General features: G+C 71.7%; 22 protein-coding genes. 4 read left to right on the top strand and 18 right to left on the bottom strand.

Annotated features, from left to right (window positions below; all coding sequences use genetic code 11):
* Positions 1-7 precede the first annotated feature (7 nt).
* On the top strand, positions 8-1,051 hold the full coding sequence (locus CKY47_RS12555; protein ID WP_306745905.1) for a DNA glycosylase AlkZ-like family protein: 1,044 nt from the start codon (positions 8-10) through the stop codon (positions 1,049-1,051).
* Positions 1,052-1,242: 191 nt separating this feature from the next.
* Here the strand turns inward: CKY47_RS12555 and CKY47_RS12550 are convergent, their stop codons facing one another.
* The 3 genes from CKY47_RS12550 to dapE are packed head-to-tail and all read right to left on the bottom strand — an operon-like array spanning position 1,243 to position 3,632.
* Positions 1,243-1,779 (bottom strand): LOG family protein, encoded by a 537-nt coding sequence (locus CKY47_RS12550; protein ID WP_306745904.1) that lies wholly within the window; start codon positions 1,777-1,779, stop codon positions 1,243-1,245.
* Positions 1,776-2,543 carry an LOG family protein gene (locus tag CKY47_RS12545; RefSeq protein WP_306745903.1) on the bottom strand — a complete coding sequence of 256 codons (768 nt, stop codon included), beginning with the start codon at positions 2,541-2,543 and terminating at the stop codon, positions 1,776-1,778. The genes CKY47_RS12550 and CKY47_RS12545 overlap by 4 nt, the downstream gene beginning before the upstream one ends.
* A 27-nt stretch (positions 2,544-2,570) precedes the next feature.
* A complete protein-coding gene (dapE, locus tag CKY47_RS12540; RefSeq protein WP_306745902.1) occupies positions 2,571-3,632 on the bottom strand; it encodes a succinyl-diaminopimelate desuccinylase in 1,062 nt (353 codons plus the stop codon).
* A 25-nt stretch (positions 3,633-3,657) separates the two neighbouring features.
* On the opposite strand from dapE, the gene dapD reads away from it, so the two are divergent.
* On the top strand, positions 3,658-4,632 hold the full coding sequence (dapD, locus tag CKY47_RS12535; protein WP_306745901.1) for a 2,3,4,5-tetrahydropyridine-2,6-dicarboxylate N-succinyltransferase: 975 nt from the start codon (positions 3,658-3,660) through the stop codon (positions 4,630-4,632).
* A gap of 47 nt (positions 4,633-4,679) precedes the next feature.
* On the opposite strand, the gene dapC is transcribed toward dapD, so the two are convergent.
* Together dapC and fdxA are read right to left on the bottom strand one after the other, a co-directional pair.
* A complete protein-coding gene (gene dapC, locus CKY47_RS12530; RefSeq protein WP_306745900.1) occupies positions 4,680-5,771 on the bottom strand; it encodes a succinyldiaminopimelate transaminase in 1,092 nt (363 codons plus the stop codon).
* A complete protein-coding gene (gene fdxA / locus CKY47_RS12525; RefSeq protein ID WP_033430540.1) occupies positions 5,768-6,094 on the bottom strand; it encodes a ferredoxin in 327 nt (108 codons plus the stop codon). The genes dapC and fdxA overlap by 4 nt, the downstream gene beginning before the upstream one ends.
* A 156-nt stretch (positions 6,095-6,250) precedes the next feature.
* Between fdxA and CKY47_RS12520 the strand changes: the two genes are divergently transcribed.
* Entirely contained in the window at positions 6,251-7,012 is a 762-nt protein-coding gene (locus CKY47_RS12520; RefSeq protein ID WP_306745899.1) for a GNAT family N-acetyltransferase, read from the top strand.
* On the opposite strand, the gene CKY47_RS12515 is transcribed toward CKY47_RS12520, so the two are convergent.
* From CKY47_RS12515 to typA, 10 genes are all read right to left on the bottom strand, one after another.
* Positions 6,988-7,731 carry a hypothetical protein gene (locus tag CKY47_RS12515; RefSeq protein ID WP_306745898.1) on the bottom strand — a complete coding sequence of 248 codons (744 nt, stop codon included), beginning with the start codon at positions 7,729-7,731 and terminating at the stop codon, positions 6,988-6,990. The genes CKY47_RS12520 and CKY47_RS12515 overlap by 25 nt on opposite strands.
* Positions 7,709-8,104, bottom strand: a complete 396-nt coding sequence (locus CKY47_RS12510) for a hypothetical protein (RefSeq protein WP_306745897.1) — start codon at positions 8,102-8,104, stop codon at positions 7,709-7,711. Before CKY47_RS12510 ends, CKY47_RS12515 begins: the two co-directional genes overlap by 23 nt.
* Positions 8,101-8,940 carry an N-acetyl-1-D-myo-inositol-2-amino-2-deoxy-alpha-D-glucopyranoside deacetylase gene (gene mshB / locus CKY47_RS12505; protein ID WP_306745896.1) on the bottom strand — a complete coding sequence of 280 codons (840 nt, stop codon included), beginning with the start codon at positions 8,938-8,940 and terminating at the stop codon, positions 8,101-8,103. Before mshB ends, CKY47_RS12510 begins: the two co-directional genes overlap by 4 nt.
* Before the next feature lie 81 nt (positions 8,941-9,021).
* Positions 9,022-10,089 (bottom strand): ABC transporter ATP-binding protein, encoded by a 1,068-nt coding sequence (locus tag CKY47_RS12500; protein ID WP_306745895.1) that lies wholly within the window; start codon positions 10,087-10,089, stop codon positions 9,022-9,024.
* The gene (locus CKY47_RS12495; protein WP_306745894.1) at positions 10,086-11,270 is read right to left on the bottom strand and encodes an ABC transporter ATP-binding protein; all 1,185 of its coding nucleotides are present in this window, start codon (positions 11,268-11,270) and stop codon (positions 10,086-10,088) included. The genes CKY47_RS12500 and CKY47_RS12495 overlap by 4 nt, the downstream gene beginning before the upstream one ends.
* On the bottom strand, positions 11,267-12,211 hold the full coding sequence (locus CKY47_RS12490) for an ABC transporter permease (protein ID WP_306746016.1): 945 nt from the start codon (positions 12,209-12,211) through the stop codon (positions 11,267-11,269). The genes CKY47_RS12495 and CKY47_RS12490 overlap by 4 nt, the downstream gene beginning before the upstream one ends.
* Before the next feature lies 1 nt (position 12,212).
* Positions 12,213-13,211, bottom strand: coding sequence for an ABC transporter permease (locus CKY47_RS12485; protein ID WP_306745893.1), 999 nt, complete (start codon positions 13,209-13,211; stop codon positions 12,213-12,215).
* 166 nt (positions 13,212-13,377) lie between these two features.
* A complete protein-coding gene (locus CKY47_RS12480; RefSeq protein WP_306745892.1) occupies positions 13,378-15,201 on the bottom strand; it encodes an ABC transporter family substrate-binding protein in 1,824 nt (607 codons plus the stop codon).
* Between the two features lie 291 nt (positions 15,202-15,492).
* Complete coding sequence (locus CKY47_RS12475) at positions 15,493-17,160, bottom strand: ABC transporter family substrate-binding protein (protein WP_306745891.1); 1,668 nt, start codon at positions 17,158-17,160, stop codon at positions 15,493-15,495.
* Positions 17,161-17,488: 328 nt separating this feature from the next.
* On the bottom strand, positions 17,489-19,390 hold the full coding sequence (gene typA / locus CKY47_RS12470) for a translational GTPase TypA (RefSeq protein ID WP_306745890.1): 1,902 nt from the start codon (positions 19,388-19,390) through the stop codon (positions 17,489-17,491).
* 491 nt (positions 19,391-19,881) lie between these two features.
* Between typA and trpS the strand changes: the two genes are divergently transcribed.
* On the top strand, positions 19,882-20,847 hold the full coding sequence (trpS, locus tag CKY47_RS12465) for a tryptophan--tRNA ligase (RefSeq protein ID WP_306745889.1): 966 nt from the start codon (positions 19,882-19,884) through the stop codon (positions 20,845-20,847).
* 98 nt (positions 20,848-20,945) lie between these two features.
* Here the strand turns inward: trpS and CKY47_RS12460 are convergent, their stop codons facing one another.
* The 3 genes from CKY47_RS12460 to CKY47_RS12450 are packed head-to-tail and all read right to left on the bottom strand — an operon-like array spanning position 20,946 to position 23,861.
* Entirely contained in the window at positions 20,946-21,827 is an 882-nt protein-coding gene (locus CKY47_RS12460) for an NUDIX domain-containing protein (RefSeq protein WP_306745888.1), read from the bottom strand.
* Between the two features lie 16 nt (positions 21,828-21,843).
* Positions 21,844-23,130 (bottom strand): sensor histidine kinase, encoded by a 1,287-nt coding sequence (locus tag CKY47_RS12455; RefSeq protein ID WP_306745887.1) that lies wholly within the window; start codon positions 23,128-23,130, stop codon positions 21,844-21,846.
* Complete coding sequence (locus tag CKY47_RS12450) at positions 23,127-23,861, bottom strand: response regulator transcription factor (RefSeq protein ID WP_306745886.1); 735 nt, start codon at positions 23,859-23,861, stop codon at positions 23,127-23,129. Before CKY47_RS12450 ends, CKY47_RS12455 begins: the two co-directional genes overlap by 4 nt.
* Between the last annotated feature and the right edge of the window lie 92 nt (positions 23,862-23,953).

The following is a 23,953-nucleotide window of genomic DNA, read 5'->3' as shown; positions in this document are numbered from 1 at the left end:
GTCCGCCTTGGCTGACCGGGAGCGGGTCATCGCCTACCGGGTCGCCGCCCACCAGTTCGACCGGTCCGCGGCCCACGCGTCCGACCTGCGCGTGTTCGACCTGGGGGTGCAGGACTCCGAGTGGTCCGCCGTGCCCGTCCTGGCCGCGCGGCTGGCGGACGTGCCGGACCTGTCCGGGGACTTCACCCTCACCTGGACGGTCCGGGGCGCGCCGCACTGGCACCGCGCGTCCGAACTGCCCGCGCTGGCCGCCCGCCTGTGGCCGCTCTCCGACGCCGACGCCCTGGCCCGGACGGACCGGCGGGCCGGGGAGGACGGCCTGGCCGTGCTGCGCCGGGTGGCCACCGCGCTGCGCGAGGTCGTCGACCGGCCCATGACCGCGGGCGAGGCGTCGTCCCTGCTGACGCCGCGCGTCCCCGGCTCCGTCACCGCCTGGTGCCGGGCGTGCGGGGCGACGCACGTGCCGGACCCGGTGTTCCGCGCCGCCGTGCTGCCCGCCGGCCTGCGGTGCGACCCGGCGGGGGGCGCAGTCACGTTCGTGCCGCTGGAGGACCGGGGGCCCGTGCCCGCCGAGTCGGCCGGGTTCGGCGAGCTGATCACCCGCTACCTGCGGCTGCACGGGCCCGCCGGGTACGCCGAGGTCGCCCGGCACTTCGGCGCGCCCGTCCGCGACGTCAAGGCCGCCTGGCCCGACGACCTCGTGCCGGTGTCCCGGAAGGCGTGGCTGCCGGCCGACCGCGTGGCGGCGTTCGAGAACCCGCCGGAGCCCGAACTGGTCCGCCTCCTGCCGCCGCTGGACCCCTACCTCGACGCCCCCGACCGCGACCTGCTCGTGCCCGACGCAGCGCACCGGAGGGAGGTGTGGCGCACCCCGGGCCGCCGGGGGGCGCTGCTGGTCGACGGCGACGTCCTCGGCACCTGGACCGCCAGGGCCGCCGACGGCCGCCTGGAGATCAGGACCACGCCGTTCGTCCCGCTCGACGTGGACATGTTCGCCGAGGAAGCCGCCCACCTGGCCCGCACCCTCGACCTGCCCCCTCACCTGACCTGACCACGGCGAGTCGTAAACCCAGCCCGCGCGAGTCGTAAACCCAGCCCCCGCGAGTCGTAAGCTCAGGCACACCGAGCACTTCACTCGCGAGTAAAGAACTCGCGGGTCCTGAACGCACGACTCGCGGGTCCTGAACGCACGACTCGCGCGGGCTGGGGGTTCGACTCGCCGGGGGACGGGCGGTCGGGTCGTCAGGTGGCGCAGGCGTCCAGGGCGGCGGTCACGTCGTCCGTCACGACGAGCGAGTCCAGCGCGAACCGGGACACGAAACCGCGCTCGCACAGCTCGCCCAGCCACGACAGCAGGCCCCGGTAGTGGCCGTCCACGTCCAGCACCACCACCGGCTTGGCGTGCATGGCCAGCACCTTCGAGGTCCACACCTCGAACATCTCCTCCAGCGTGCCGATCCCGCCGGGCAGCGCCAGGAACGCGTCGCCGTGCGCCTCCATCAGCGCCTTGCGGTCGCGCATCGTGTCGACCACGAGCAGCTCGTCGGCCTCGGAGTCCGCGACCTCCCGGTCCACCAGCCCGCGCGGGATCACGCCGGTGGTGCGCGCGCCGCCCTCGCGGGCCGCCTTCGCCACCGCGCCCATCATCGACGTGCGGCCACCGCCCCACGCCAGCGACCAGCCGCGCGCCGCGATCTCCTCGCCCACGCACCTGGCCAGCTCCAGGTAGCTCTCCGGGACCGTCCGCAGCGACCCGCAGTACACGGTGACGGTGGTCAATGCGCGTCCGCCCACGCCTTGTGCGCCTCTTTCACCACGCGCACCGCGTCGTCGACGTCGTCCGTCAGGTACAGCAGCTCCAGGTCCTTCTCACCGACCTTGCCGCCGTCGAGCACCGAGGACTTCACCCAGTCGTACAGGCCCTGCCAGTACTTCGTCCCGAACAGCACCACCGGGAACTTGGTGACCTTCTTCGTCTGCACCAGGGTCAGCGCCTCGAACAGCTCGTCCAGCGTGCCGAACCCGCCCGGCAGGCAGATGAACGCCTGCGAGTACTTGATGAACATCGTCTTGCGGACGAAGAAGTAGCGGAAGTTCACACCCAGGTCGACCCACGGGTTCAGGCCCTGCTCGAACGGCAGCTCGATGCCCAACCCGACGGAGAAGCCGCCCGCCTCCGAGCAGCCCCGGTTCACCGCCTCCATCGCACCCGGCCCGCCGCCGGTGATGCAGGCGAACCCGGCCTCGGCCAGCGCCCGGCCCAGTCGGCGGCCGGTGTCGTACTCCGGGTGGTCGCGGCCCGTGCGGGCGGACCCGAACACGGTCACCGCGCTCGGCACCTCGGCCAGCGCGCCGAAACCCTCCACGAACTCGGCCTGGATGCGCAGCACCCGCCACGGGTCCGTGTGCACCCAGTCGGTGTGGCCGCGCGAGTCCAGCAGCCGTTGGTCGGTGGTCGTCAGCTCCTCCCGGCGCCCACGACGCAGGACCACGGGTCCGCGCTGCTTCTCCTTCGGGTGCTCGTCAACGCCGTTCTCGCTCATCACCGGGAGTGTAGCCGCGGGTCGCGGTCAGCCCAGGAAGCGGCGCAGCACTTCCACGCACCGCCGCACCTCGTTCACCTGGACGTTCTCCTGCCGCGTGTGCGCGAGCACCGGGTCGCCCGGCCCGAAGTTCACCGCGGGCATGCCGAGCGCCGCGAACCGCGCCACGTCGGTCCAGCCGAGCTTCGCCACCGGCTCCCCGCCGGCCGCCTCGACCAGCTCCCGGGTGACCGGGGCGCCCAGACCCGGCAGCGCGCCGGGGGACACGTCGGTGACCGTGACGTCGTAGCCGTCGAACACCTCGCGCAGGTGCCGCTCGGCCTGCTCCGGGCTGCGGTCGGGGGCGAACCGGTGGTTCACCGTCAGCACCGCCGCGTCCGGCACGACGTTGCCCGCGACACCGCCCTCGACCTTCACCGCCTGGAGGCCCTCGTGGTACCGGCAGCCGTCGATCTCCGGCTGCCGCGGCTCGTACGCCTCCAGCCTGCGCAGGGCCTCGCCGAGGGCGTGGATCGCGTTCCGGCCCATCCAGCCGCGCGCCGTGTGCGCCCGCGCGCCCTTCGTGCGCACCTCGATCCGCATGGTGCCCTGGCAACCGGCCTCGACCACGCCGTTCGACGGCTCGCACACGATCGCCAGGTCGCCCGCCAGCCACTCCGGCAGGTCGCGCTCGACGCGGCCCAGGCCGTTGCGGACCGCGTCGACCTCCTCGCAGTCGTAGAACACGAACGTCAGGTCGTGGCGCGGGTCGGTCACGGTCGCGGCGAGGTGCAGCATCACCGCGTCGCCGCCCTTCATGTCGACCGAGCCGAGGCCGTGCAGGACGCCGTCCTCCAGCCGCGAGGGCAGGTTGTCGTTGACCGGCACCGTGTCGAGGTGCCCGGCGAACACGACGCGCGACGGGCGGCCCAGGTTCGTGCGCGCCAGCACGGCGTTGCCGGAGCGCACCACCTCCAGCCGCGTCTGCTCCCGCAGCGCGCGCTCCACCAGGTCGGCGAGACGGGCCTCGTCGCCCGAGACGCTGGGCACGTCGACGAGGGCGGCGGTCAGTTCGACGGGATCGGCGGAGAGGTGCAGGGTGTCGGCCACCCGCCGCACGTTACCGTTGCCACCCGTGAGCACCGCGAACCCCACCGGCGCGTACGGCGTCGGCCTGGCCACCGTCACCCCTTCCGGCACCGTGCTCGACACGTGGTTCCCGTCGCCGTCCCTCGGCTCGGACGGCGAACCCGGCGTGGCGCTGCTGTCGTCCGCCGAGGTCGCCGGGGCGCTCGGCGAGGCCGCCGCCAAGCAGCTGGGCGCCGACGCCGAGCGGGACGTGGAGGTCGTCGGCGTCCGCGTCGGCATCGCCTCCCTCGACGACGCCCCCGCCTCGGCGTACGACGTGTGGCTGCGCCTGCACCTGCTGTCGTCGCGCCTGGTCAAGCCGCACGGCGCGAACCTCGACGGCATCTTCGGGCTGCTCGCGAACGTGGTGTGGACGAACTTCGGCCCGTGCGCCGTGGAGGGTTTCGAGGAGACGCGGCTGCGGCTGCGCGCCCGCGGCCCCGTCACCGTGCACGGCGTCGACAAGTTCCCCCGCATGGTGGACTACGTGCTGCCGAGCGGCGTGCGGATCGCCGACGCCGACCGCGTCCGCCTCGGCGCGCACCTGGCGTCCGGAACGACCGTCATGCACGAGGGCTTCGTGAACTTCAACGCGGGCACGCTCGGCGCGTCCATGGTCGAGGGCCGCATCTCGGCCGGCGTCGTGGTCGGCGACGGCTCCGACGTGGGCGGCGGCGCGTCGATCATGGGCACCCTGTCCGGCGGCGGCAAGCAGGTCATCTCGGTGGGCGAGCGGTGCCTGATCGGCGCCAACGCGGGCGTCGGCATCTCGCTGGGCGACGACTGCGTCGTCGAGGCGGGCCTGTACGTCACGGCGGGCACGAAGGTCACCGGCGCCGACGGCGCGGTCGTGAAGGCGGCCGAGCTGTCCGGCATGTCGGGTCTGCTGCTGATCCGCGACTCGACGACGGGCGTGGTCAAGGTCCTGCCGCGCAAGGGCACGGGCGTCGAGCTGAACGCGGCCCTGCACGCCAACGACTGACCCACCCGCGTGTCCCGCGCTCACGACCCGCACGTCGTGAGCGCGGGTCAGGCGGTCAGGCGGTCGACCGCGGCCGCCACGCGTTCGTCGGAGGCCGTCAGGGCGATGCGCACGTGCCGGTCACCGGTCGGCCCGTAGAACGTGCCCGGCGCGACCAGCACGCCGCGGTCGGCCAGCCACGCCACGGTGTCCCACGCCGACTCACCGCGCGTGGACCACAGGTACAGGCCGGCTTCGGAGTGGTCCACGGTGAACCCGGCGGCTTCCAGCGCGGGCAGCAGCACCGCGCGACGCGCCTCGTACCGCGACCGCTGCGCCGCCACGTGCGCGTCGTCGGACAACGCCGCCGCCATCGCCGCCTGCACGGGCCGCGGCACGATCATGCCCGCGTGCTTGCGCACCTCCAGCAGCGACGCGACCAGCGCCGGGTCACCGGTGACGAACCCCGCGCGGTAGCCGGCCAGGCTGGACGACTTCGACAGCGAGTGCACCGCCAGCACGCCGTCCGGGGAACCGCCGCTCACCTCGGGCCGCAGCACGGACACCGGCGTCGCGGTCCACGACAGGGCCAGGTAGCACTCGTCCGACGCCACCACGGCGCCCACCGCGCGCGCGTCGGCCACGGCCTGGGCGAGCGCGGCGGCCGACTGGACGCGCCCGGTCGGGTTGGACGGCGAGTTCAGCCACACCAGCCGGGTGCCGGCGGGCGCGGGTTCGCCGTCGGCCAGCCGCACGGGCGTCGCGCCGGCCAGCCGGGCGCCCACCTCGTACGTCGGGTAGGCCAGCGCCGGAATCGCCACGACGTCGCCCGGCCCCAGGTCGAGCAGCGTCGGCAGCCACGCCACCAGCTCCTTGGAGCCGATGGTCGGCAACACGGCGGCCGGGTCGAGGCCGTCGACACCGTACCGGCGGGCCATCGACCCCACGACGGCCTCGCGCAGCGCGGGCGTGCCGTGGGTGGTCGGGTAGCCGGGCTCGTCGGACACCGACGCCAGGGCCTCGCGGACCAGGTCGGGAACCGGGTCGACCGGGGTGCCGATGGACAGGTCGACCACGCCGCCGGGGTGCGTGCGCGCCTTGGCGGCGTGGTCGGCCAGCGAGTCCCAGGGGAAGTCCGGGAGCCTCCTGCCGGTCGTCACTCGTGGGACGCCTGCGGGGGGAGAGCCTTCACGAACGCCGGGTCCGCGCTGACCTTGCCGACCTTGGACGCGCCGCCGGGGGACCCCAGTTCGTCGAAGAAGTCCACGTTGGCCTTCGTGTACTCCTTCCACTCGTCCGGCACGTCGTCCTCGTAGTAGATGGCCTCGACGGGGCACACCGGCTCGCAAGCACCACAGTCGACGCACTCATCCGGGTGGATGTAGAGCATCCGGTCGCCTTCGTAGATGCAGTCGACGGGGCACTCTTCGATGCACGCCTTGTCGAGCACGTCCACGCACGGCTGGGCGATCACATAGGTCACTGCGCTCTCCTGCTCTTGTCCTGGTCCACACCGCGCAAGCCGGAGAGTACGCGGCGGAGTCGATTGTCCAACGGTGAGGCTCGCCTTATCGGCGCACATCAGCACAGTGGCCCACCTCACAGCACGATGCCGGTGGCGGCGGGGCACCATGCGGTGGTGGACGACGTCACCGCTCTGGAGCAGCGCTGCGCGGACGCCTGGCCGGCGCTGGTGGACGAGCCCTTCGGGCAGTGGCGGCTGCGGGCCGCGGCCGGGTTCACGGGCCGCGCGAACAGCGCTCTGACCACGGGCGATCCGGGTCTGCCGGTCGACGAGGCGCTCGCCAGGGTGACCGGTTTCGCCAGGGAGAACTCGATCGCGCCGACCGCGCACGTGGTGGTCGGGTCGCGTTCCGAGGCCGGTGTGGAGGCCGCCGGGTGGCGGGTCGACGAGGACCACCCGGGCGGGGCGGAATCGCTCGTGATGACGGGCCCGCTGAGCGGGTTCGCGACCCCGAAGCGCTCCCCCGGGCCCACCCCCGGCCACGACGGCGCGCACGTGACGGACGTCCCACCTCCCGGCTGGTGGGAACTGGCCGCCCAGCCGAACCCGACGCGGGCGCAGCGGCACGTGCTGACCACCGGTGACGTGGTCGGGTTCGGCGCGGTCACCCGCGACGGCGTGGTGCTGGCGGCGGTGCGCGGCGCCGTGGTGGGCGACCTGCTGCACGTGGCGCGGCTGGCCGTCCGGCCGGGGGCGCGGCGCGGCGGCCTGGCGCGCGAGCTGATGGGCGCCCTCGCCGACTGGGGCCGGCGGCGCGGGGCGACGAGGTGCGCGCTCCAGGTGGCCGAGCACAACGCGGCCGCGATCTCGCTGTACGAATCGCTGGGGTGCGCGGAGCACCACCGCTACCGCTACTGGGTGGCGAACCACGCGTAGGCGGCGGCGCGGACCCGCTTGAGGGCCGACCGCTCGCCGAAGTAGTCCCCGACGACGCCGACGACCGGCAGCATGCCGAGCGCCTGATGGTAGAACCGGCCCTGCGGGCGCTTGTCCAGCTCGTCCTCCAGCCGCCACAGCACCTTGGCGAGCTTCCACACGGTGGCGCCGATGGCCTTGAACGTGGACCGCTCCCCCAGTTCGGAGGTCAGCTCCTCGGTCGCGCGGTCCTCGGCCTCCCGGTCGGCGGCGTCCTGCTCCACCGCCGTCCCGTCGACCTCGCGCTGGAACAGCACGTGGGCGAGCAGCCGCACCCGGTCCTCGGTGGAGGTGAACCCGTGCTCACCGGCGACGGCCGACAGCAGCAGGCCCTGACCGGCCGCGCCGAGCGCCGCCTGGATGGGCAGCCGGTCGGCGAGCACCCCGCCGACGCCGGGGAGCGCAGCGAGCAGCGACACGAACCGCCCGAGCCGGTTGAGCCACCACTCGTCGCGCTGGTGCACGTCCATGCGCGCCCACGCGGCCGTGCCCGGCACCTTGACCTTCGACAGCTGGTCCCACAGCTTGTCCACGAGCCCGCGGTCGGCGTCGCGCTCGACCTCGCGGTCGCGCAGGCCGAGCAGGTTCGCCTCGCGCAGCGTGTCCAGCAGCGGGCCGGTGGCCCGCACGAACGGCCGCAGCGCGCGGACCACGTCCCTATCGGTGATCGCCTCGGACACCGGCTCGTCTCCCCAGGTAGCCCCCGACCGCGATGGCGCCGGGCAGCGCGCCGCCGGCGAACAGCAACAGGGTGCGCCAGTCGCCGAGCAGCACAACATCCCCTCCCGGCCCGAGCACCGCGAACAGCAGCAGCGTCCCCACCCACACCAGCAGCGGCGAGGCGGCGCCCAGGGTGCCGCGGGCGTGCCAGGAGGCCAGCACGACCAGCGCGGGCGTGGTCACCGCCGCCAGCGCCGCGGTCAGCGGGAACGGCCAGTCGCCGAGCCGCGGCAGGAGCGTGCCGTCGAACCGCAGCGGCAGGAAGAACAGCTGGAGCACGGCCAGCACGAACGACGCCGCCGCGATGCCGGCCAGTGCGAGGCGGTCCGTCAATCCAACCCCCCGAACAGGTCCGTCTCCGCACCCGCCGCGGGCCCCTTGGCCAGCACGTAGTACTCGTCGGACACGACGGGCTGCGCGATGCCGTTGGACAGGGCGTACGACGCGCCGCCCGCGCCGTCCTGCCACACGCCGACCTGCGTGGAGTGCGCCCGCAGGGCCCGCAGCTTCGCCACCAGGTGCTCCGAGACGTCCACGACGGTGGTGATCTCGGCGTCGTCGGTGGTGGGCAGCTCGCCCTCCTCGGGCAGCCGCCACGGCAGGTCGGCGAACCCGGCGAGCTTCGCGATGCCCTCGGTGGTGGCCGCGCGGGACGTGACGGCGTGGAACACGCGGTCCACGTCGACGGCGGCGGCCGTGGTGATCTGGTGCGCGCGGATGTGGTCGGGGTGCCCGTACCCGCCGAACGCGTCGTAGGTGACGACGACCTGGGGCTTCACGGAGGCGATGATCTCGCGCAGCGCCTCGACCTGCTCGTCGGGCGAGCCCTGCGCGAACGCCCGCGGGTGGGCGTTGGCGGGCGTGCCCGCCATGCCGGAGTCGCGCCAGCGGCCGATGCCGCCGAGGAACCGGTGGTCGGTCACGCCGAGGGCGGCGCAGGCGGAGCGCAGCTCGGCGACGCGGTAGCCGCCGAGCTGGTCGGCGGCGTCCGCGGCGAGGTTGCGCAGCGCGGGCGGGATGATCTCGCCCTCCTCGCCGAGGGTGCAGGTGACCACGGTGACGTGCACGCCCATCGCCGCGTAGCGGGCGATCGTGCCGCCCGTCCACAGGCTCTCGTCGTCGGGGTGCGCGTGGACCAGCATCAGCCGTGGTGGAGCAGTGAGCGTCACCGGATCAGCGTAGATGTGGGGTGCTGCGCCCCGTGCCGTCAGGGCCACCAACGGGGGCCGGTGGCCCCGACGGCACGCGGGTCAGCCGACGAGCAGCGGCTTGACCTCGGCGAAGTGGCACGCCGACAGCGTGCCCGCGCCGTCACCGCGGTGCTCCAGCTTGGGCTCCTCGACGGCGCAGATGTCCTGCGCCTTCCAGCAGCGGGTGCGGAACCGGCAGCCGGAGGGCGGGTTCACCGGCGACGGCACGTCACCGGTGAGCACGATCCGCTGGCGCTGCCGCTCCAGCTTCGGGTTCGGCACCGGCACCGCGGACAGCAGGGCCTGCGTGTACGGGTGCATCGGCCGGGCGTAGATGTCCTCGCGGTCACCGATCTCGATGATCTTGCCGAGGTACATCACGGCCACCCGGTCGGAGATGTGCCGCACCACGGACAGGTCGTGCGCCACGAACAGGTAGGCCAGCCCGAGTCGCTCCTGGAGCTCCTCCAGCAGGTTCACCACGCCCGCCTGCACCGACACGTCCAGCGCCGACACCGGCTCGTCGAGCACCACGAGCTTCGGGTTGAGCGCGAGCGCGCGGGCGATGCCGATGCGCTGGCGCTGGCCGCCGGAGAACTCGTGCGCGTACCGGTTGCGGTGCTCCGGGTTGAGGCCCACGAGCTCCATCAGCTCGTTGACCCGCTCCTGCACCGACCGGCCGTCGCCGCCGTCCTCGCCGTGGATCTTGAACGGCTCGGAGATCAGCTCGTTGATCTGCCAGCGCGGGTTGAGCGAGGCGTACGGGTCCTGGAAGACGATCTGCATGTCCTTGCGGACCGACCGCAGGCCCCTGCCCCGGAGGGTGGTCAGCTCGCGGCCCTCGAACTTCACCGAGCCGGACGTCGGCTTGTGCAGCTGGAGGATCGCGCGGCCCGTCGTGGACTTGCCGCAGCCGGACTCGCCGACCAGGCCCAGCGTCTCGCCGGGGTACAGGTCGAAGGTCAGGCCCGACACGGCCTGCACCTGGCCGACCGTGCGCGGGATGATGCCGCCGCCGCGCACCGGGAACGACTTGACGAGGTCCTTGACCTCCAGCAGCGGCGCCCGGTCGGACGGGCCCGAAGCGGCGCCCCCGGCCTGGGGGTTCACATCGGTCGGGGTCGTCATGAGGTCGGCTTCTCCTCTTCGCGCAGCCGCGCTTCCACCGCGGCGACGTCCTCGGTGACCGGCATGTCCGGGTTCGCCGTGGTCAACGACGCGGGGTTCTCCACCACGCCGATCTCGTCGTGGGCGAAGAGCCGCTGCGGGTTCTCCAGGGTTGCCAGGTGCGCGGAGCGGTGGCACCGCGCGAAGTGGCCGGCCCGGTCGGTCTCCAGCAGCGCCGGTTCGGTTTCGCGGCACTCGTCGACGGCCAGCGGGCAGCGCGGCGAGAACGAGCAGCCGTGCGGCAGGTTCATCAGCGACGGCGGCGCGCCCTTGATGGGCGTGAGCCGCTTGCCGAGCATCTGCGGGTTCGGGATGGACCCGAGCAGGCCCACCGTGTACGGCATCCGCTGGGCCTCGAAGACCTCGTCCACGGTGCCCTGCTCGACGACCGTGCCGCCGTACATGACCTGGACCCGGTCCACCATGCCCGCCACGACGCCCAGGTCGTGGGTGATGACCATGATGCCCGCGCTCGTCTCGTCCCGGATGCGCAGCAGCGTGTCCAGGATCTGCGCCTGCACGGTCACGTCGAGGGCCGTGGTCGGCTCGTCGGCGATGATCACGTCCGGGTCGTTGATGATCGCCATGGCGATCATGACGCGCTGCCGCATGCCGCCGGAGAACTCGTGCGGGTACTGCGACGCGCGCCGGTCGGGCTGCGGGATGCCGACGAGCTCCAGCACCTCGACGGCCTTGGCCCAGGCCGCCTTCTTCGACACGTCGTGGTGCGCCTGGTGCGCCTCGGCGAGCTGCCAGCCCACCGTGTACACCGGGTTCAGCGACGTCATCGGGTCCTGGAAGATCATCGAGATGCCGTTGCCGCGGACCGGCTGCATCTGCTTGTACGTGCGGCCGACCAGTTCGTCGTCCTTGAACTTGATCGACCCGCCGATGCGGGCGGTCTTGGGCAGCAGGCCCATGATCGCCATCGACGACACGGACTTGCCGGAGCCGGACTCGCCCACGATGCCCAGCACCTCGCCGGGGCCGAGCGTGAACGACACGTCCCGCACGGCGTGCACGGTGCCGTCGTCGGTCGGGAAGTCCACCGACAGGTTGTTCACGCGCAGCAGCTTCTCGCCGCCGGTCGCGCCGCCCCAGGGCGAGGACCCCGGTGAGCTCATCACGTCCACCTCGCTCATGCCTTCACCCTCTTCTGCCTCGGGTCGAAGGCGTCCCGGAGACCGTCACCGATGAAGTTGACCGCCAGCGAGATCAGCACGATGAACACGAACGGCGTGAAGAACAGCCACGGGTGCAGCGTCAGCTCGTTCTTGTTCTGGCTGATCATCAGGCCCAGCGACGTGTCGGGGCTCTGCACGCCGAGACCGATGAACGACAGCGCCGCCTCCAGCAGCACCGCCTGCGCGATCGCGAGCGTGGCGTTGACGATGATCACGTCGATGGTGTTCGGCAGGATGTGCCGGAACACGATCCGGAACGTCCCGGCGCCCAGCGCGCGGGCCGCCTCGACGAACTCCTTCTCGCGCAGCGACAGCACCATGCCGCGGATGACGCGGGCGATGGACAGCCAGCCGATGAGGCCCAGGTACAGGGCGACGATCAGCCAGTTGGAGTTGCCGCCGCCGGCCACCGACACCACGAAGCTGTTGCGCACGAGCACGGCCGCGATGACCAGGCTGGGGATGACCAGCAGCAGGTCGATGAAGCGGCTGATGACGGTGTCGACCCAGCCCCTCATGTAGCCGGCGAGCGCGCCCAGGATGACGCCGATGAAGGTGGACAGGAACGCCACCACGATCGCGATCTGGAGCGAGAACTGCGTGCCGCGGATGATCTGGGCGACCATGTCGCCGCCCAGCCGGTCCGTGCCGAACGGGTGGTCGGCGCTGGGCGGCAGGTACCGGGAGAAACCGAGGTCGGTGTACGGGTACTTCCACAGCAGCCCGCCGAAGAAGGCCATCAGCACCAGCACGACGAACAGGATGAGGCCGAACAGCGCGGCCCGGTGCCGGGCGAACCGGCGGAGGATGACCTGCCACTGCTTGCGGGCGGTCGTCGTGTCGAACTGGCTCGCCTCGGCCTTTTCGGGCGCGGGCGCCTGCGCCAGCGGGGAACCCATCTCAGTCAAGGCGAATCCTCGGGTCCAGGAAGGCGTACAGGATGTCCGCGATCAGGTTGAACACGATGATGAAGACGGCGGTCAGCATCATGAAGCCGAGCACCTGGTAGGGCTCGATCTTCTCGATGGCCTGGACGATGAACCGGCCCATGCCCGACCAGCCGAACACGGTCTCGGTGATCACCGCGCCGCCGAAACCGGCGCCGATGTTCAGCGACGACACCGTGATGATGGGGATCAGCGCGTTGCGGAACGCGTGCTTGAAGATCGCCCGGCCCTCCGAGACGCCCTTCGCCTGCGCGGTGCGCACGTAGTCGGCGTTCAACGTGTCGAGCATCGACGCGCGCTGGAACCGGCTGTAGAGGGCGAACTGGATGACCACGAGGGAGATGGTCGGCAGGACGTAGGCGCCGCTGTACTGGAACACCTGCTCGCCGAAGCTGCCGCCGAAGCCGTCGCCCGGCGGTCCCGCGGTGATGATCCACCGGTCCGCGCCGAGGCCCTCCAGCCAGTTGTTCAACTCGATACCACCGGCCTTGAGCACCAGCGCCACGCAGAACAACGGCATCGAGAACATGGCGAACGATATTCCGGTCGCCGTGTAGTCGAATATCGAATACTGTCTCACCGCGCCGACGACGCCGACGGCGATACCGAGGATCAACGCGATCAACTCGGCCGCCAGGATGAGGCGCAGCGTCACGCCGAACGCCTTGAGCAGGTCGTCCTTCACGGGCTTGCCCGCGTTGCCCGGGACGACGGACTCGCCCCAGTCCCCGGTCACGAAGTCGCCCGCCCAGTCGACGTAGCGCTCCATGAACGGCTTGTTGTAGCCCGTCCGCTCGTATGCCGCAGAAATCTCCGCCGGGGTCCGCGGCTTCTGGAGCTTCCACTCGCCGAGGGGATCACCCATGGCGTTGACCAGCCCGAAGCAGAGGAATGAAGCGACGATCAACAGCGGAATCGAGATCAACAACCGCCGGATTATGTAACGGAACATGACGAGTCTCTAGTCTCCCTAGGCACCCCCGCGTGCAAGCGTGGGAGCCTACCGGACGCGGACACCGTCCGGGGGGCCGGTGCTTGTGACACCGGCCCCCCGGCGGAGGGTCGTGCTTTACCTATCCGGAACCTGACCCCTTCGGGTCAACGCGCACCGGGCGGAATTACTTCTTCTGCCAGGCGTACAGGTTCCAGGTCACGCCGCCACCGACACCGATGTAGGAGATCGGGCCGATGTCCGCGCTCGACGCGGCGAAGTCGGACAGCTGGAACAGCGGGATGCTGTGCAGGTCGTCCCGCATGATCTTGTCGGCTTCGTTCATCATGTCGATGCGCTTCTGGTAGTCCAGCTCGGCGTTCGCGGCCTTCCACTTCTCGGTCAGCGCGGCCGAGTCGTAGTTGTTGTAGTTGCCGGAACCGCCCTTGGCCTTCTGGGCGTAGTTGCCGTACGCGCCGGCCTTCAGCGGCTGGCCGACCCACGCGAACAGGGCCGCGTCGAACTCGGACGCCGGGAGGCGCTTGTCGTTGAAGTCGGCGGCCTGGTCGGCGACGATCTCGATGCCGGCCTGCTTGCACTTGTCCTGCAGGATGCGGACGGTGTCCGAACGGCGGGTCACGATCTTGTGGCCCAGCTTGAAGGACGCGCGGAACTCGCCCTTCGTGTAGATGCCGTCGGCGCCCTGCACCCAGCCGCCGTCCTCGAGGGTCTTCTTGGCCGCCGCGACGTCACCCTTGCCGATGTCGCCGTAGTGGTCCTCGTAGCCGACCTCGTTGGGCATCATGGTGAGGCTGCCCAGGGGCTTGGCGTTCGGGTCGACGTCCGCGACCAGCTTCTCGACCAACGCGCCGCGGTCGAAGCACTGCGCGATCGCCAGGCGGAGGTCCTTGTTCTGGGCGAACAGCGGGCGCGCCATGTTGAAGTCGACGTGCTCGTAGGTCTGACCACCGGCGGCGAAGACGTTGAACGCCGAGTCGCCGCGGAGCTGGGCCGCCACGGCCGGGTCGGCCTGCGGCGCGATGACCTGGACTTCCTTGTTCTGGAGCTGCTGCGCGGCGGACTGCGCGTCGGTGTTCGTCTTGAGGATCACCTTGGCGGGACCGGCCGGGTTGCCCCAGTACTTCGGGTTGCGGACCAGGACCGTCTGGTCGGTCAGGTCGGCGGACTCGATCGCGAACGGGCCACCCGAGAGGGCCACGCTCTTGTCGAAGCCCAGCCAGCCCTTGGTGTAGAACTCGGCGACCTTCTTGACCGTGTCGTCGTTCTGCGAGGGCAGCACCTTGGTGATGTCCTCGACGCCGGTCTTCTGCTCCAGGATGTGCGCGGGGAGCAGGCTGTCGCTGCCGGGCTGCGAGAACAGGCCCCGGTAGTCGGCGAACGGCTGGTCCTTGAAGAACGTCGTGGTGATCGTCTTGTCTTCGTCGGAGCACTCGAGCTTCTCGATGTTCTCGTAGCCCGTGGGCGACGAGTCGAAGATCGAGGCCTCCGTGCCGTCCTCACCCTTGACCGTGGCCTTGCTGGTCGCGGCCAGCCACTTCAGGTGGAAGTCGTCGCAGTCGATGGCCTCGCCGTCGGACCAGACGGCCGCCTTGGCGACCTTCCACTCGATCGTCTGCGGGTCGGTCGACGTGACCTTGACGGAGTCCATCAGGTCGCCGTCGATCTTGATGACCACCTTGCCGTCGATCAGCTCGGTGATGTACGGCGACGGCTGGACGTTCGACAGCGCGATCGTGCTGGAGAAGTTGTTGGTCGCGCCGATGTTGTTGTTGTAGTTGTGGAGCGCCTCCTCAACGGCGACCGCGACCTCGCCGATGTCCTCCACCTTCGGACGCTTGAACAGCTCGTCCTGACCGCCGATCTCGCCCGGGTTGGCGTCCTGGACGCCACCCTGGTCGCCACTGCCCGAGCCGCCGCCGCTGCACGCGCTCAGCGCGAGCGCGGCGGTGGTCATCAGCGCGAGCGCCGAGACAGCCTTTGATCTCCTCATCGACACGTGCCCTCCTAGCACTGGGTTGGAGCGACCGTTTGGGCCGACTTCCACCCATAACCGTGATGTGCCAAACGCGCCCCGAACCGACACACCGTTGCAGCACGATAAGAACCAGTACGCGGCACGGTCACTGCCCACCGGCCGATCGTGACCAAAGGGTGACACGCTGGTAGCAGCACGCGACTCCGTCGTTACCGGGTGGGAGCGGTCGTTAACCGGACGCGTGGAATACTGTCAATATTGCACCGCGAACGCATCTTGAAGCCAGTGTTTCGCAGCGGTCAACGGTCAACGATCTTCCCGGCGCCAGGTGCGGGCCACGCTCAGGGGACCCGCGAGCGGGGCTCCCGCGGTCACGCCCTGAACCTCCGGCAAGGCCACCAACAGGTCCGCTACCTGGAACAACGGCATCGCGACGGCCTGCTGCCAGAGCACCGGCTCGATGCTCCGCAGGGCGTCGGCGAGCAGCACCTCGCCCGAGAGGGCCTGTTCGATCACGGGTTGGACCGCCTGGTCGCAGAAACCGGACAGATTCGCCGGAATGGGTGTACCGCCGTCGTCCGGTGACGTCCGACACCCGAATGAGGAAGCCAGAACCGACGCCGAATCACCCGTGTCCGGCTGCGGCACGACGGCAATGTCAACGGTGTTGTCGGATGTGCCGGTATCCGCCAGATCTTGGCCGAACAACGCATTGGGCTGCGTTGTCAGGACGCGGGCCGCGATTCCGGACAATGACAGTTGGCGCTGGACCTGGTTCGCGACGGTCACGTACGGCTCCACGCCGGCCGGTGCGGCGATGGTCAACTCCAGCGGCTTCCCGTCCCGCTCCCACAGCGAACCCGTCCGGGTGAAGCCGGCCTCGGTGAGCAACTGGACGGGGTCGCCGGTGGGCGCCGGCAGGGTCGGCGTGTAACCGGCCGAGGTCGGCGGTGTTACCTGGGAGTCGGCGCGGAGGTCCGCACTGGGTCCGCTGCGGCTACCGACGGCGATCAGCTCGTCACGGTCGAGTGATCTCATGACGGCGGTGCGGACGCGGACGTCCTCCAGTTTCGGCGAGGCGGGGCGCAGGAGGACCTGCACGACCTCCGGTCTGGGGACCACGCTCGTGGTGAGCGCCGTGGTCCGGCCCAGCTCCTCGACGTCCTTCAGCGCGATGGCGTCGGCGCGGATGAGGGCGACCTGGGCGTCACCGGCGTTGAGCGCTTCGATCGTGTCGTGCTGGTTCGCCCGTCTGAGCGTCACCCGGTCGAGGACGGGAGGCTGCTCCCAGAACCGGTCGCTGCGCTCCAGGACGATTTCGCCGCGCGGCTGGTCGAGCGTGCGGACCGCGAACGGCCCGGCCGTGGCCGGGAAGCTGTCGCCGAGGGCGGCGGCCCACCCGCCGGGGGCGTCCTTGAGCAGGTGCGCGGGCAGCAGGTCGTGGAAGAGGCTCCGCCACCCGGGGTAGGGCTTGCTGAAGACGACCTCGACGACCTTGCCGCCCTCGCGGCTCGCGATGTCGTCGATGAGCCGGTACCCGGCCGGGTCGACCACGCCGGGCTCGGTCCGCATCCGCTGCCACAGGTACACGAAGTCCTCCGCCGCGATGGGGGCGGAGTCGGACCAGCTGGCGTCCCGGCGGATCGTGTAGGTCACCGTGTACGGCTCGGCGCTGGTCACCTCGGCGCCGACCAGCAGGTCCAGGTCCATCCGGGGGCTGCCGTCGCCGTCCGTCCGGAAGGTCGAGGGCAGGAGCAGCGAGGCGAGCGCCGTGGTGACGGCGGACTGCGACGCCAGGGTGTGGGGGTTGTACCCGCCCTTGACGTCGTCGACGCCGACGACGACCTCGTTGACCTTCTCCTTGGGGACCACCGTCATCCCGGGCGTGGACGGCACCAGGGGCGGCGGGGGCGTCGCCGTGCAAGCCGACAGAGCCAGCGCGGCCACCACCGCAACAACCGTTCGCTTCCCCATGGGTACGAGCGTGCCAGATGCGGCGATGACAGTTGACGCCCAGGTCCCACCGAGCGCCGACACCCCGACGCCCCGGCCCTTCCCTGCCCTCAGCAGGCCGCTCCGCAGGCGTTCCCGTGATCCTTCAGGCGGGCACGGCCCGGTGTCGGCGTGGTTCTGGGGTTGCGGTCGGGCCTCTTGTTCTCAACCGAGATCCGTAACGACGTTTCCGTACATTGTCGGCCCCATGTCCACCCGATCAGGTGGCCACGGCACTAAACCGACGGCCACTCCCGGACCGAAGCCCGGGAGTGGCCGTCAGCACACCCCATATATAAGGAGAAGGTCCTCAGCCGCGCAGCTTGAGGCGGTTGCGCTCGCGACCGCGCTGGTTGGCGTCGAGGATGACCTTGCGGACCCGCACGACCTCGGGCGCGACCTCCACGCACTCGTCGGCGGCGCAGAACTCCAGCGCCTCCTCCAGCGACAGCTTGCGCGGCCGGGCGAGGGTCTCCATCACGTCCGCGGTCGACGTGCGCATGTTCGTCAGCTTCTTCTCGCGGCACACGTTGACGTCCAGGTCCTCGGCGCGCGGATTCTCACCGACGACCATGCCCTCGTACGCGTCGGCGCCCGGCTCGACGAAGAACGTGCCGCGATCGGCCAGCTGGATCATCGCGTACGCGGTGATCGAACCGGACCGGTCGGCGACCAGCGACCCGTTGTGCCTGGTCCGGATCTCGCCGGCCCAGGGGCCGTAGCCCTCGGACACCGCGTTGGCGATGCCGGTGCCGCGGGTCTCCGTCAGGAACTCGGTGCGGAAGCCGATGAGGCCGCGCGACGGCACGACGTAGTCGAGCTTGATCCGGCCGCTGCCGTGGCCGGACATGTTCTCCATGCGGCCCTTGCGGTTGGCGAGCAGCTGGGTGATGGCGCCCAGGTGCTCCTCCGGCGCGTCGATGGTGAGGCGCTCGAACGGCTCGTGCAGCTTGCCGTCGACCGTCTTGGTCACCACCTGCGGCTTGCCGACGGTGAGCTCGAAGCCCTCCCGCTTCATCTGCTCGACCAGGATGGCCAGCGCCAGCTCGCCGCGGCCCTGGACCTCCCAGGTGTCGGGGCGCTCGGTGGGCAGGACGCGGACGGACACGTTGCCGACCAGCTCGGAGTCCAGCCGGGCCTTGAGCACCCGGGCGGTGAGCTTCGTGCCGCCGTTGCGGCCGGCCAGCGGCGAGGTGTTGACGCCGATGGTCATCGAGATGGCGGGTTCGTCGACGGTGATCCGGGGCAGCGGCTCCGGGTTGTCGACGTCGGCGAGGGTGTCGCCGATGGTGATCTCCGGGATGCCCGCGATGGCGACCAGGTCGCCGGCGTGGGCCTCCTCGGCGGGGACGCGGTCGAGCGCCTCGGTGATCAGCAGCTCGGTGATGCGGACCTTCTGCACGCTGCCGTCCTCGCGGCACCACGAGACGGTCTCGCCCTTGCGGATGCGGCCGGCGGCGATGCGGCACAGCGCGATGCGGCCGAGGAACGTGGACGCGTCCAGGTTCGTCACGAGCGCGCGCAGCGGGGCGTCGGCGTCCCCGGTCGGGGCCGGGATGTGGTTGAGCAGGACCTCGAACAGCGAGTCGAGGTTCTCCTCGTCCGGCAGGCCGCCGTCCTCGGGCTGGTTGAGGGACGCGCGACCGGCGCGGGCGGAGGCGTAGACGACCGGCAGGTCGAGCACGGAGTCGTCGGCGCCGACCTCGGTGGCCAGGTCGAGCAGCAGGTCGTGGGCCTCGTCGACGACCTCGGAGATCCGGGCGTCGGGGCGGTCGACCTTGTTCACCACGAGGATGACGGGCAGACCGGCGGCCAGCGTCTTGCGCAGCACGAACCGGGTCTGCGGCAGCGGCCCCTCGGAGGCGTCGACCAGCAGCACGACGCCGTCGACCATGGACAGGCCGCGCTCGACCTCACCGCCGAAGTCGGCGTGGCCGGGGGTGTCCACCACGTTGATGGTGACGTCGCCGTCGGGCGTGTGCCGGCGGACGGCGGTGTTCTTGGCGAGGATGGTGATGCCCTTCTCGCGCTCCAGCTCGCCCGAGTCCATGACCCGGTCGACGAGCTCGGCTCGTGCGGAGAAGGCCCCGGACTGGCGGAGCATGGCGTCGACCAGAGTGGTCTTGCCGTGGTCAACGTGCGCGACGATCGCCACGTTGCGCAGGTCGTTGCGGACCAGCGTTTCCTTGATCGACGCGGTGGCCGTGGGCACGCGGAACTCCTAGAGCTGAGGTAGAGCGAGGGAGGGCCGGGCGCCGGACAGAGAGCACGAGCACGCGCGCAGCCTCGATCAGTCTACCGGGCGCGGCGTCATTACCACACACGGCCGGTGGTGAAGTGAGCCTCACCCGGTCGTGTCGCCTAGCCTGATCGACCGGAGGTGGCTCCGACGTGGGCAAGAAGGTCAAGAAGAAGTGCTGCCGATCCACGCCCCGCTGCGAGCGGTGCCCGGTCCTGGCGATGAAGAAGAAGGGCAAGGGCGGCTGACGCCCCGCCGCGCCGGGAGCGGCATAGGAGAAATGTAGGCCGGTGAGACGCGGTGGGAACACGCTACGATCGCGGCATGCGCGCTTCTCACACGTTCTGGTGGTCCGCCTTCCGGCGGCCCTGAGAACTGCGCGTCACACGAACGCAGGCCGCCCGCTGGGGCGGCCTTCGCGCGTTTCGGGGGCTCTCGCGGCGGGCCCACCGAAGGGAAGAACGATGACGAGGCTGTCCGCGATCACCCCGTCCGGCTCGGTCCAGCTGGGCAACTACCTGGGCGCCATCCGGCAGTGGGCCGCCGAGGGCACCGACGAGGACGTGTACTTCATCAGCGACCTGCACGCGATGACGACGTCGCACAACCCGTCGCGATTGCGGGCGTTGACCAGGGAGCAGCTGGCGGTGCTGGTCGCGACCGGCGTGGACCCGCGGTCGGTGTCGGTGCAGTCGGACCTGGTGCGCGAGCTGGGTGCGCTGACGTGGGTGCTGGAGTGCACCTGCACGTACGGCGAGGCGGCGCGGATGATCCAGTTCAAGGAGAAGTCGAAGGGCCGGTCGTCGGTGCGGTTGAGCCTGCTCACGTACCCGGTGCTGATGGCGGCGGACATCCTGCTCCAGGGGGCGCGGGAGGTGCCGGTGGGCGACGACCAGCGGCAGCACGTGGAGCTGGCGCGGGCGCTGGCGCGGCGGTTCAACGGGACGTACGGCGAGGTGTTCGCGATGCCGAAGGCCGTGGTGCCGCCGACGGCGGCGCGGGTGCGCGACCTGGCCGACCCGACGCGGAAGATGGCGAAGTCGGCGAAGGACTCGGCGGGCACGGTGTTCGTGCTGGACTCGCCGGACCTGGTGCGCCGGAAGGTGCGGCGGGCGGTGACGGACGACCTGGGCGTGGTGCGCTACGCGCCCGAGGAGCAGCCGGGCGTGGCGAACCTGCTGGAGGTGCTGGCGGCGTGCGCGCGCAAGGCTCCGGAGGAGGTGGCCGAGTCGGTCAAGGGCTACGCGGAGCTGAAGGAGGTCACCGCCGAGGCGGTGGTCGAGGAGCTGCGGCCGGTGCGGGAGCGGACGCGTGAGCTGCTCGACGACCCGGCCGAGCTGGACCGCGTGCGCCGGCACGGCGCGGAGCGCTCGCGCGAGCGTTCCCGCCACCGCCTGGACGCCGCCCTCCGCGTCTCCGGCCTGGGCTGACCCCGCGAGTCGTACGTCCGGACCGCGAGAGTCCGACGTTCAGGTCGCGAGAGTCCAACGTTCGGGGGCCCTGAGTTCTCTACTCGCGAGTGTAGAACTCAGGGCTCCTGGACGTACGACTCGCGCGACCTGGACGTACGACTCGCGCGACCTGGGGGTACGACTCCCGGGAGGAGGGGGTGGAGGGCGGGGAGCAGGGCCCGGTCGGCGGGGAGCCAGTCGAGGGTGGCCAGGTCGGCGGCGGTGATCCAGCGGGTGGCCTGGTGGTCGGTCGGGGTGGGCGTGCCCGACAGGAGGCGCGCTGCGTAGGCGCGGAGGACCAGGTCGGCGCGCAGGGGGACGTCGGGACCGACCTGGGTGGTGGGCTCGACGGTGACGGCGAGTTCCTCGGCGCACTCGCGGGTCACGGCGTCGTGGTCGGACTCGCCCGGTTCCACGCGCCCGCCCGGCAGTTCCCAGCGGCCGGCGGCGTCGGCCGGGTAGGCGCGCTGCTGGACGAGGAGGCGGCCGTCGTGGACGACGGCGGCGGCCACGACCACGCGGGCGTCGAGCAGCTCGCGGGAACGGCGGGACACGGCGGTGGCGCGGGCCTCCAGGACCCTGAGCGCGAGGCCGCGGCCGACCACCACGTCGGCGAAGCGGCCGACCGGCCCGCCGGGGCTGGTCCACTCGACGCGGTCCACGACGACGGTGCCGCCGCCGGTGTGCCGCAGGTCGGTGGCGAGGGCGAGGCGCGGCAGGGGGCCGGCGACGAGTTCGGCGGACAGGCCGGTCGTGTCGGCGCGGGTGACGCGCAGGACCCCGGTGACGGGGCCGGCGGCGGCGGTGAGGGTGGCGCCCTCGTGCAGGACGGGGCCGTCGGACGTCAGCCGCACGCCCAGCCCGCGGACGGCACGGGTCAGGAGTGGGGCGTCCAGCAGGGCGGCGGCCACCGTGCGCGGGGGTGCGTCGACCAGCGTGGTGGTCCTGAGCTCGGGCACGGTCGAGATCCTGCCATCACCGGTAGGTGGGCCAGCGGACCTCCAGCCGGGCGCCGCCCTCGGGTGATTCGCCGGCGCGCACGGTGCCGCGCCGGCGGCGCACGAGGTGGGCGACGAGCGCGAGGCCGAGGCCGAAGCCCCCGGTGGCGCGGCCCCGGTCGGACTCGACGCGGTAGAACCGGTCGAACACCTTCTCCCGGTGCTCCTCGGGGATGCCGTGGCCGTCGTCGTCCACGACGAGCCGGATCTCGCGGGCCGCGGGCAGCACGGAGAGCCGGATGAACGTGCGGGCGTGGCGGGCGGCGTTGCGCAGCAGGTTGTCCACGACCAGCTCGACCTCGGTGCGGGCGGCGGAGATCATGCAGGCGCTCATGGGGGCGGCGACCTGCACGAGCAGGTCGGTGTCGCCGAGGCGGTCCACGGCGGCCTGCACCTGGAGCACGAGGTCGACGGGTTCGGCGCGGGGCAGTTCGCCGGTGTCGGCGCGGGCGAGGATGAGCAGGGCGTCGACCAGCTCGGACAGCCGGATGGACTCCTCGACGACGGATTCGAGGACCTCGATGGAGAAGTCGGGGTCGGGGTGGGCGACGGCGACCTCCGCCTGGGCGCGCACGGACGTGACGGGTGAGCGCAGCTCGTGGGCGGCGTCGCCGGTGAAGCGCCGCAGCCGTTCGGTGGCCTCGTCGCGGCGGGCGAGGAGGCCGTTCAGCGCGACCGCGAGCGCTTGCAGCTCGTCGCGGGCGGCGGGCACGGGGAGGCGTTGGCCGCGCGGCAGCTCGCCGGCGGCGACGCGCATCCGCTCGACCGGCCGCAGCGAGGTCCGCACGGCGAACCAGGTGGCGATGCCGACGAGCCCGGCGACGAGGACGGCGGCGAGCAGCAGCCAGCGGGTGCCGAGCCGGTTGGCGCCCTGGTAGCCGACGAGGGTGTCGCCCGCGACGTGCAGGCGTGGCGTGCCGTCGGGGGTGAACTCGACGCGCCCGATCCAGCGGTGGGCGCTGTCGCCGTCGATCCGCAGGACGGGTTCGCCGGACTTGAGCAGGCGGATGTCGGCGGGGGTCAGGCCGGTGGGCGGCCCGCCGTCGAGGGGGTTGCCCGCGGTGTCCAGCACGCGCGTGCCGCCCGCCCTGGCCAGCTCCGCGTCGACGGCGCTGACCTGCACCGCCCCGATGAGGCGCGGGGCGAGGAGGGTGAACGCGAGCAGGCACATCAGGGCGACGCCGGTGGCGACGACGGTGATCCGGAACCGCAGCGTGCGCCGCAGCCACCACCGCCGCGGCCACCAGCGGCGGCGCGGGCTCACCTGCGCCTGCTGGCCGCCGAGCCGAGGGCGGCGTCCAGGTCGGGCGTGGACGCCAGGTAGCCGTGGCCCCGGACGGTGCGCACGACCTCGCCCGCGCCCATGGCGTCGAGCTTGCGCCGCAGGTAGCCGACGTAGACCTCGACGGCGTTGCGGGTGGCGGCCTGCTCGTCGCCCCACACGGTGCGCAGCAGCTCGTCCTTGGTGACGACGGACCCGGCGCGGCCGGCGAGCACGTCGAGCACGGCGTACTCGCGCGGTGAGAGGGCGACGGGTTCGCCGGCCCAGCTGACCTCGCGCACGGCGCGGTCCACGACGAGGTCGCCGAGCTTGAGCCGGCGTCGCGCCAGGTCCGCGTCGTTGCGTCGCAGCAACGCCCGGACCTGGGCGACGAGCACCACGAACGAGAACGGCTTCACCAGGTAGCCGTCGGCGCCGAGGTCGAGGCCGTCGGCCTGGTCCACCTCGCCGTCCTTCGCGGACACCATCAGCACGGGCGTGCGCACGCCCTCGACGCGCATCCGCTGGAGCACCCGGTAGCCGGACAGGCCGGGCAGCATGATGTCGAGCAGCACCACGTCGAACGCGCCGGTCAGCGCGACCCGCAGCGCGGTGGGGCCGTCGGCGGCGGTGACGACCTCCATGCCCTCCGCGGACAGCCCGCGCTCCAGCGCGCGCCGCACGCCGACCTCGTCGTCCACAACCAGCACCCGTGGTCTCACGTCCCACAGCATGCCCGTTCGGTGGGACGATCGTCGTGCGGCTCTCAGTGCCCTCTCAGCCTCTCAGCACCATCTCAGGACGGCCGGAGGAGGGTCTGGGGTGT

The sequence above is a fragment of the Saccharothrix longispora genome, from assembly GCF_030852425.1.
Taxonomy (GTDB): domain Bacteria; phylum Actinomycetota; class Actinomycetes; order Mycobacteriales; family Pseudonocardiaceae; genus Actinosynnema; species Actinosynnema longispora.
This window is presented reverse-complemented; position numbering and strand designations above follow the sequence as displayed.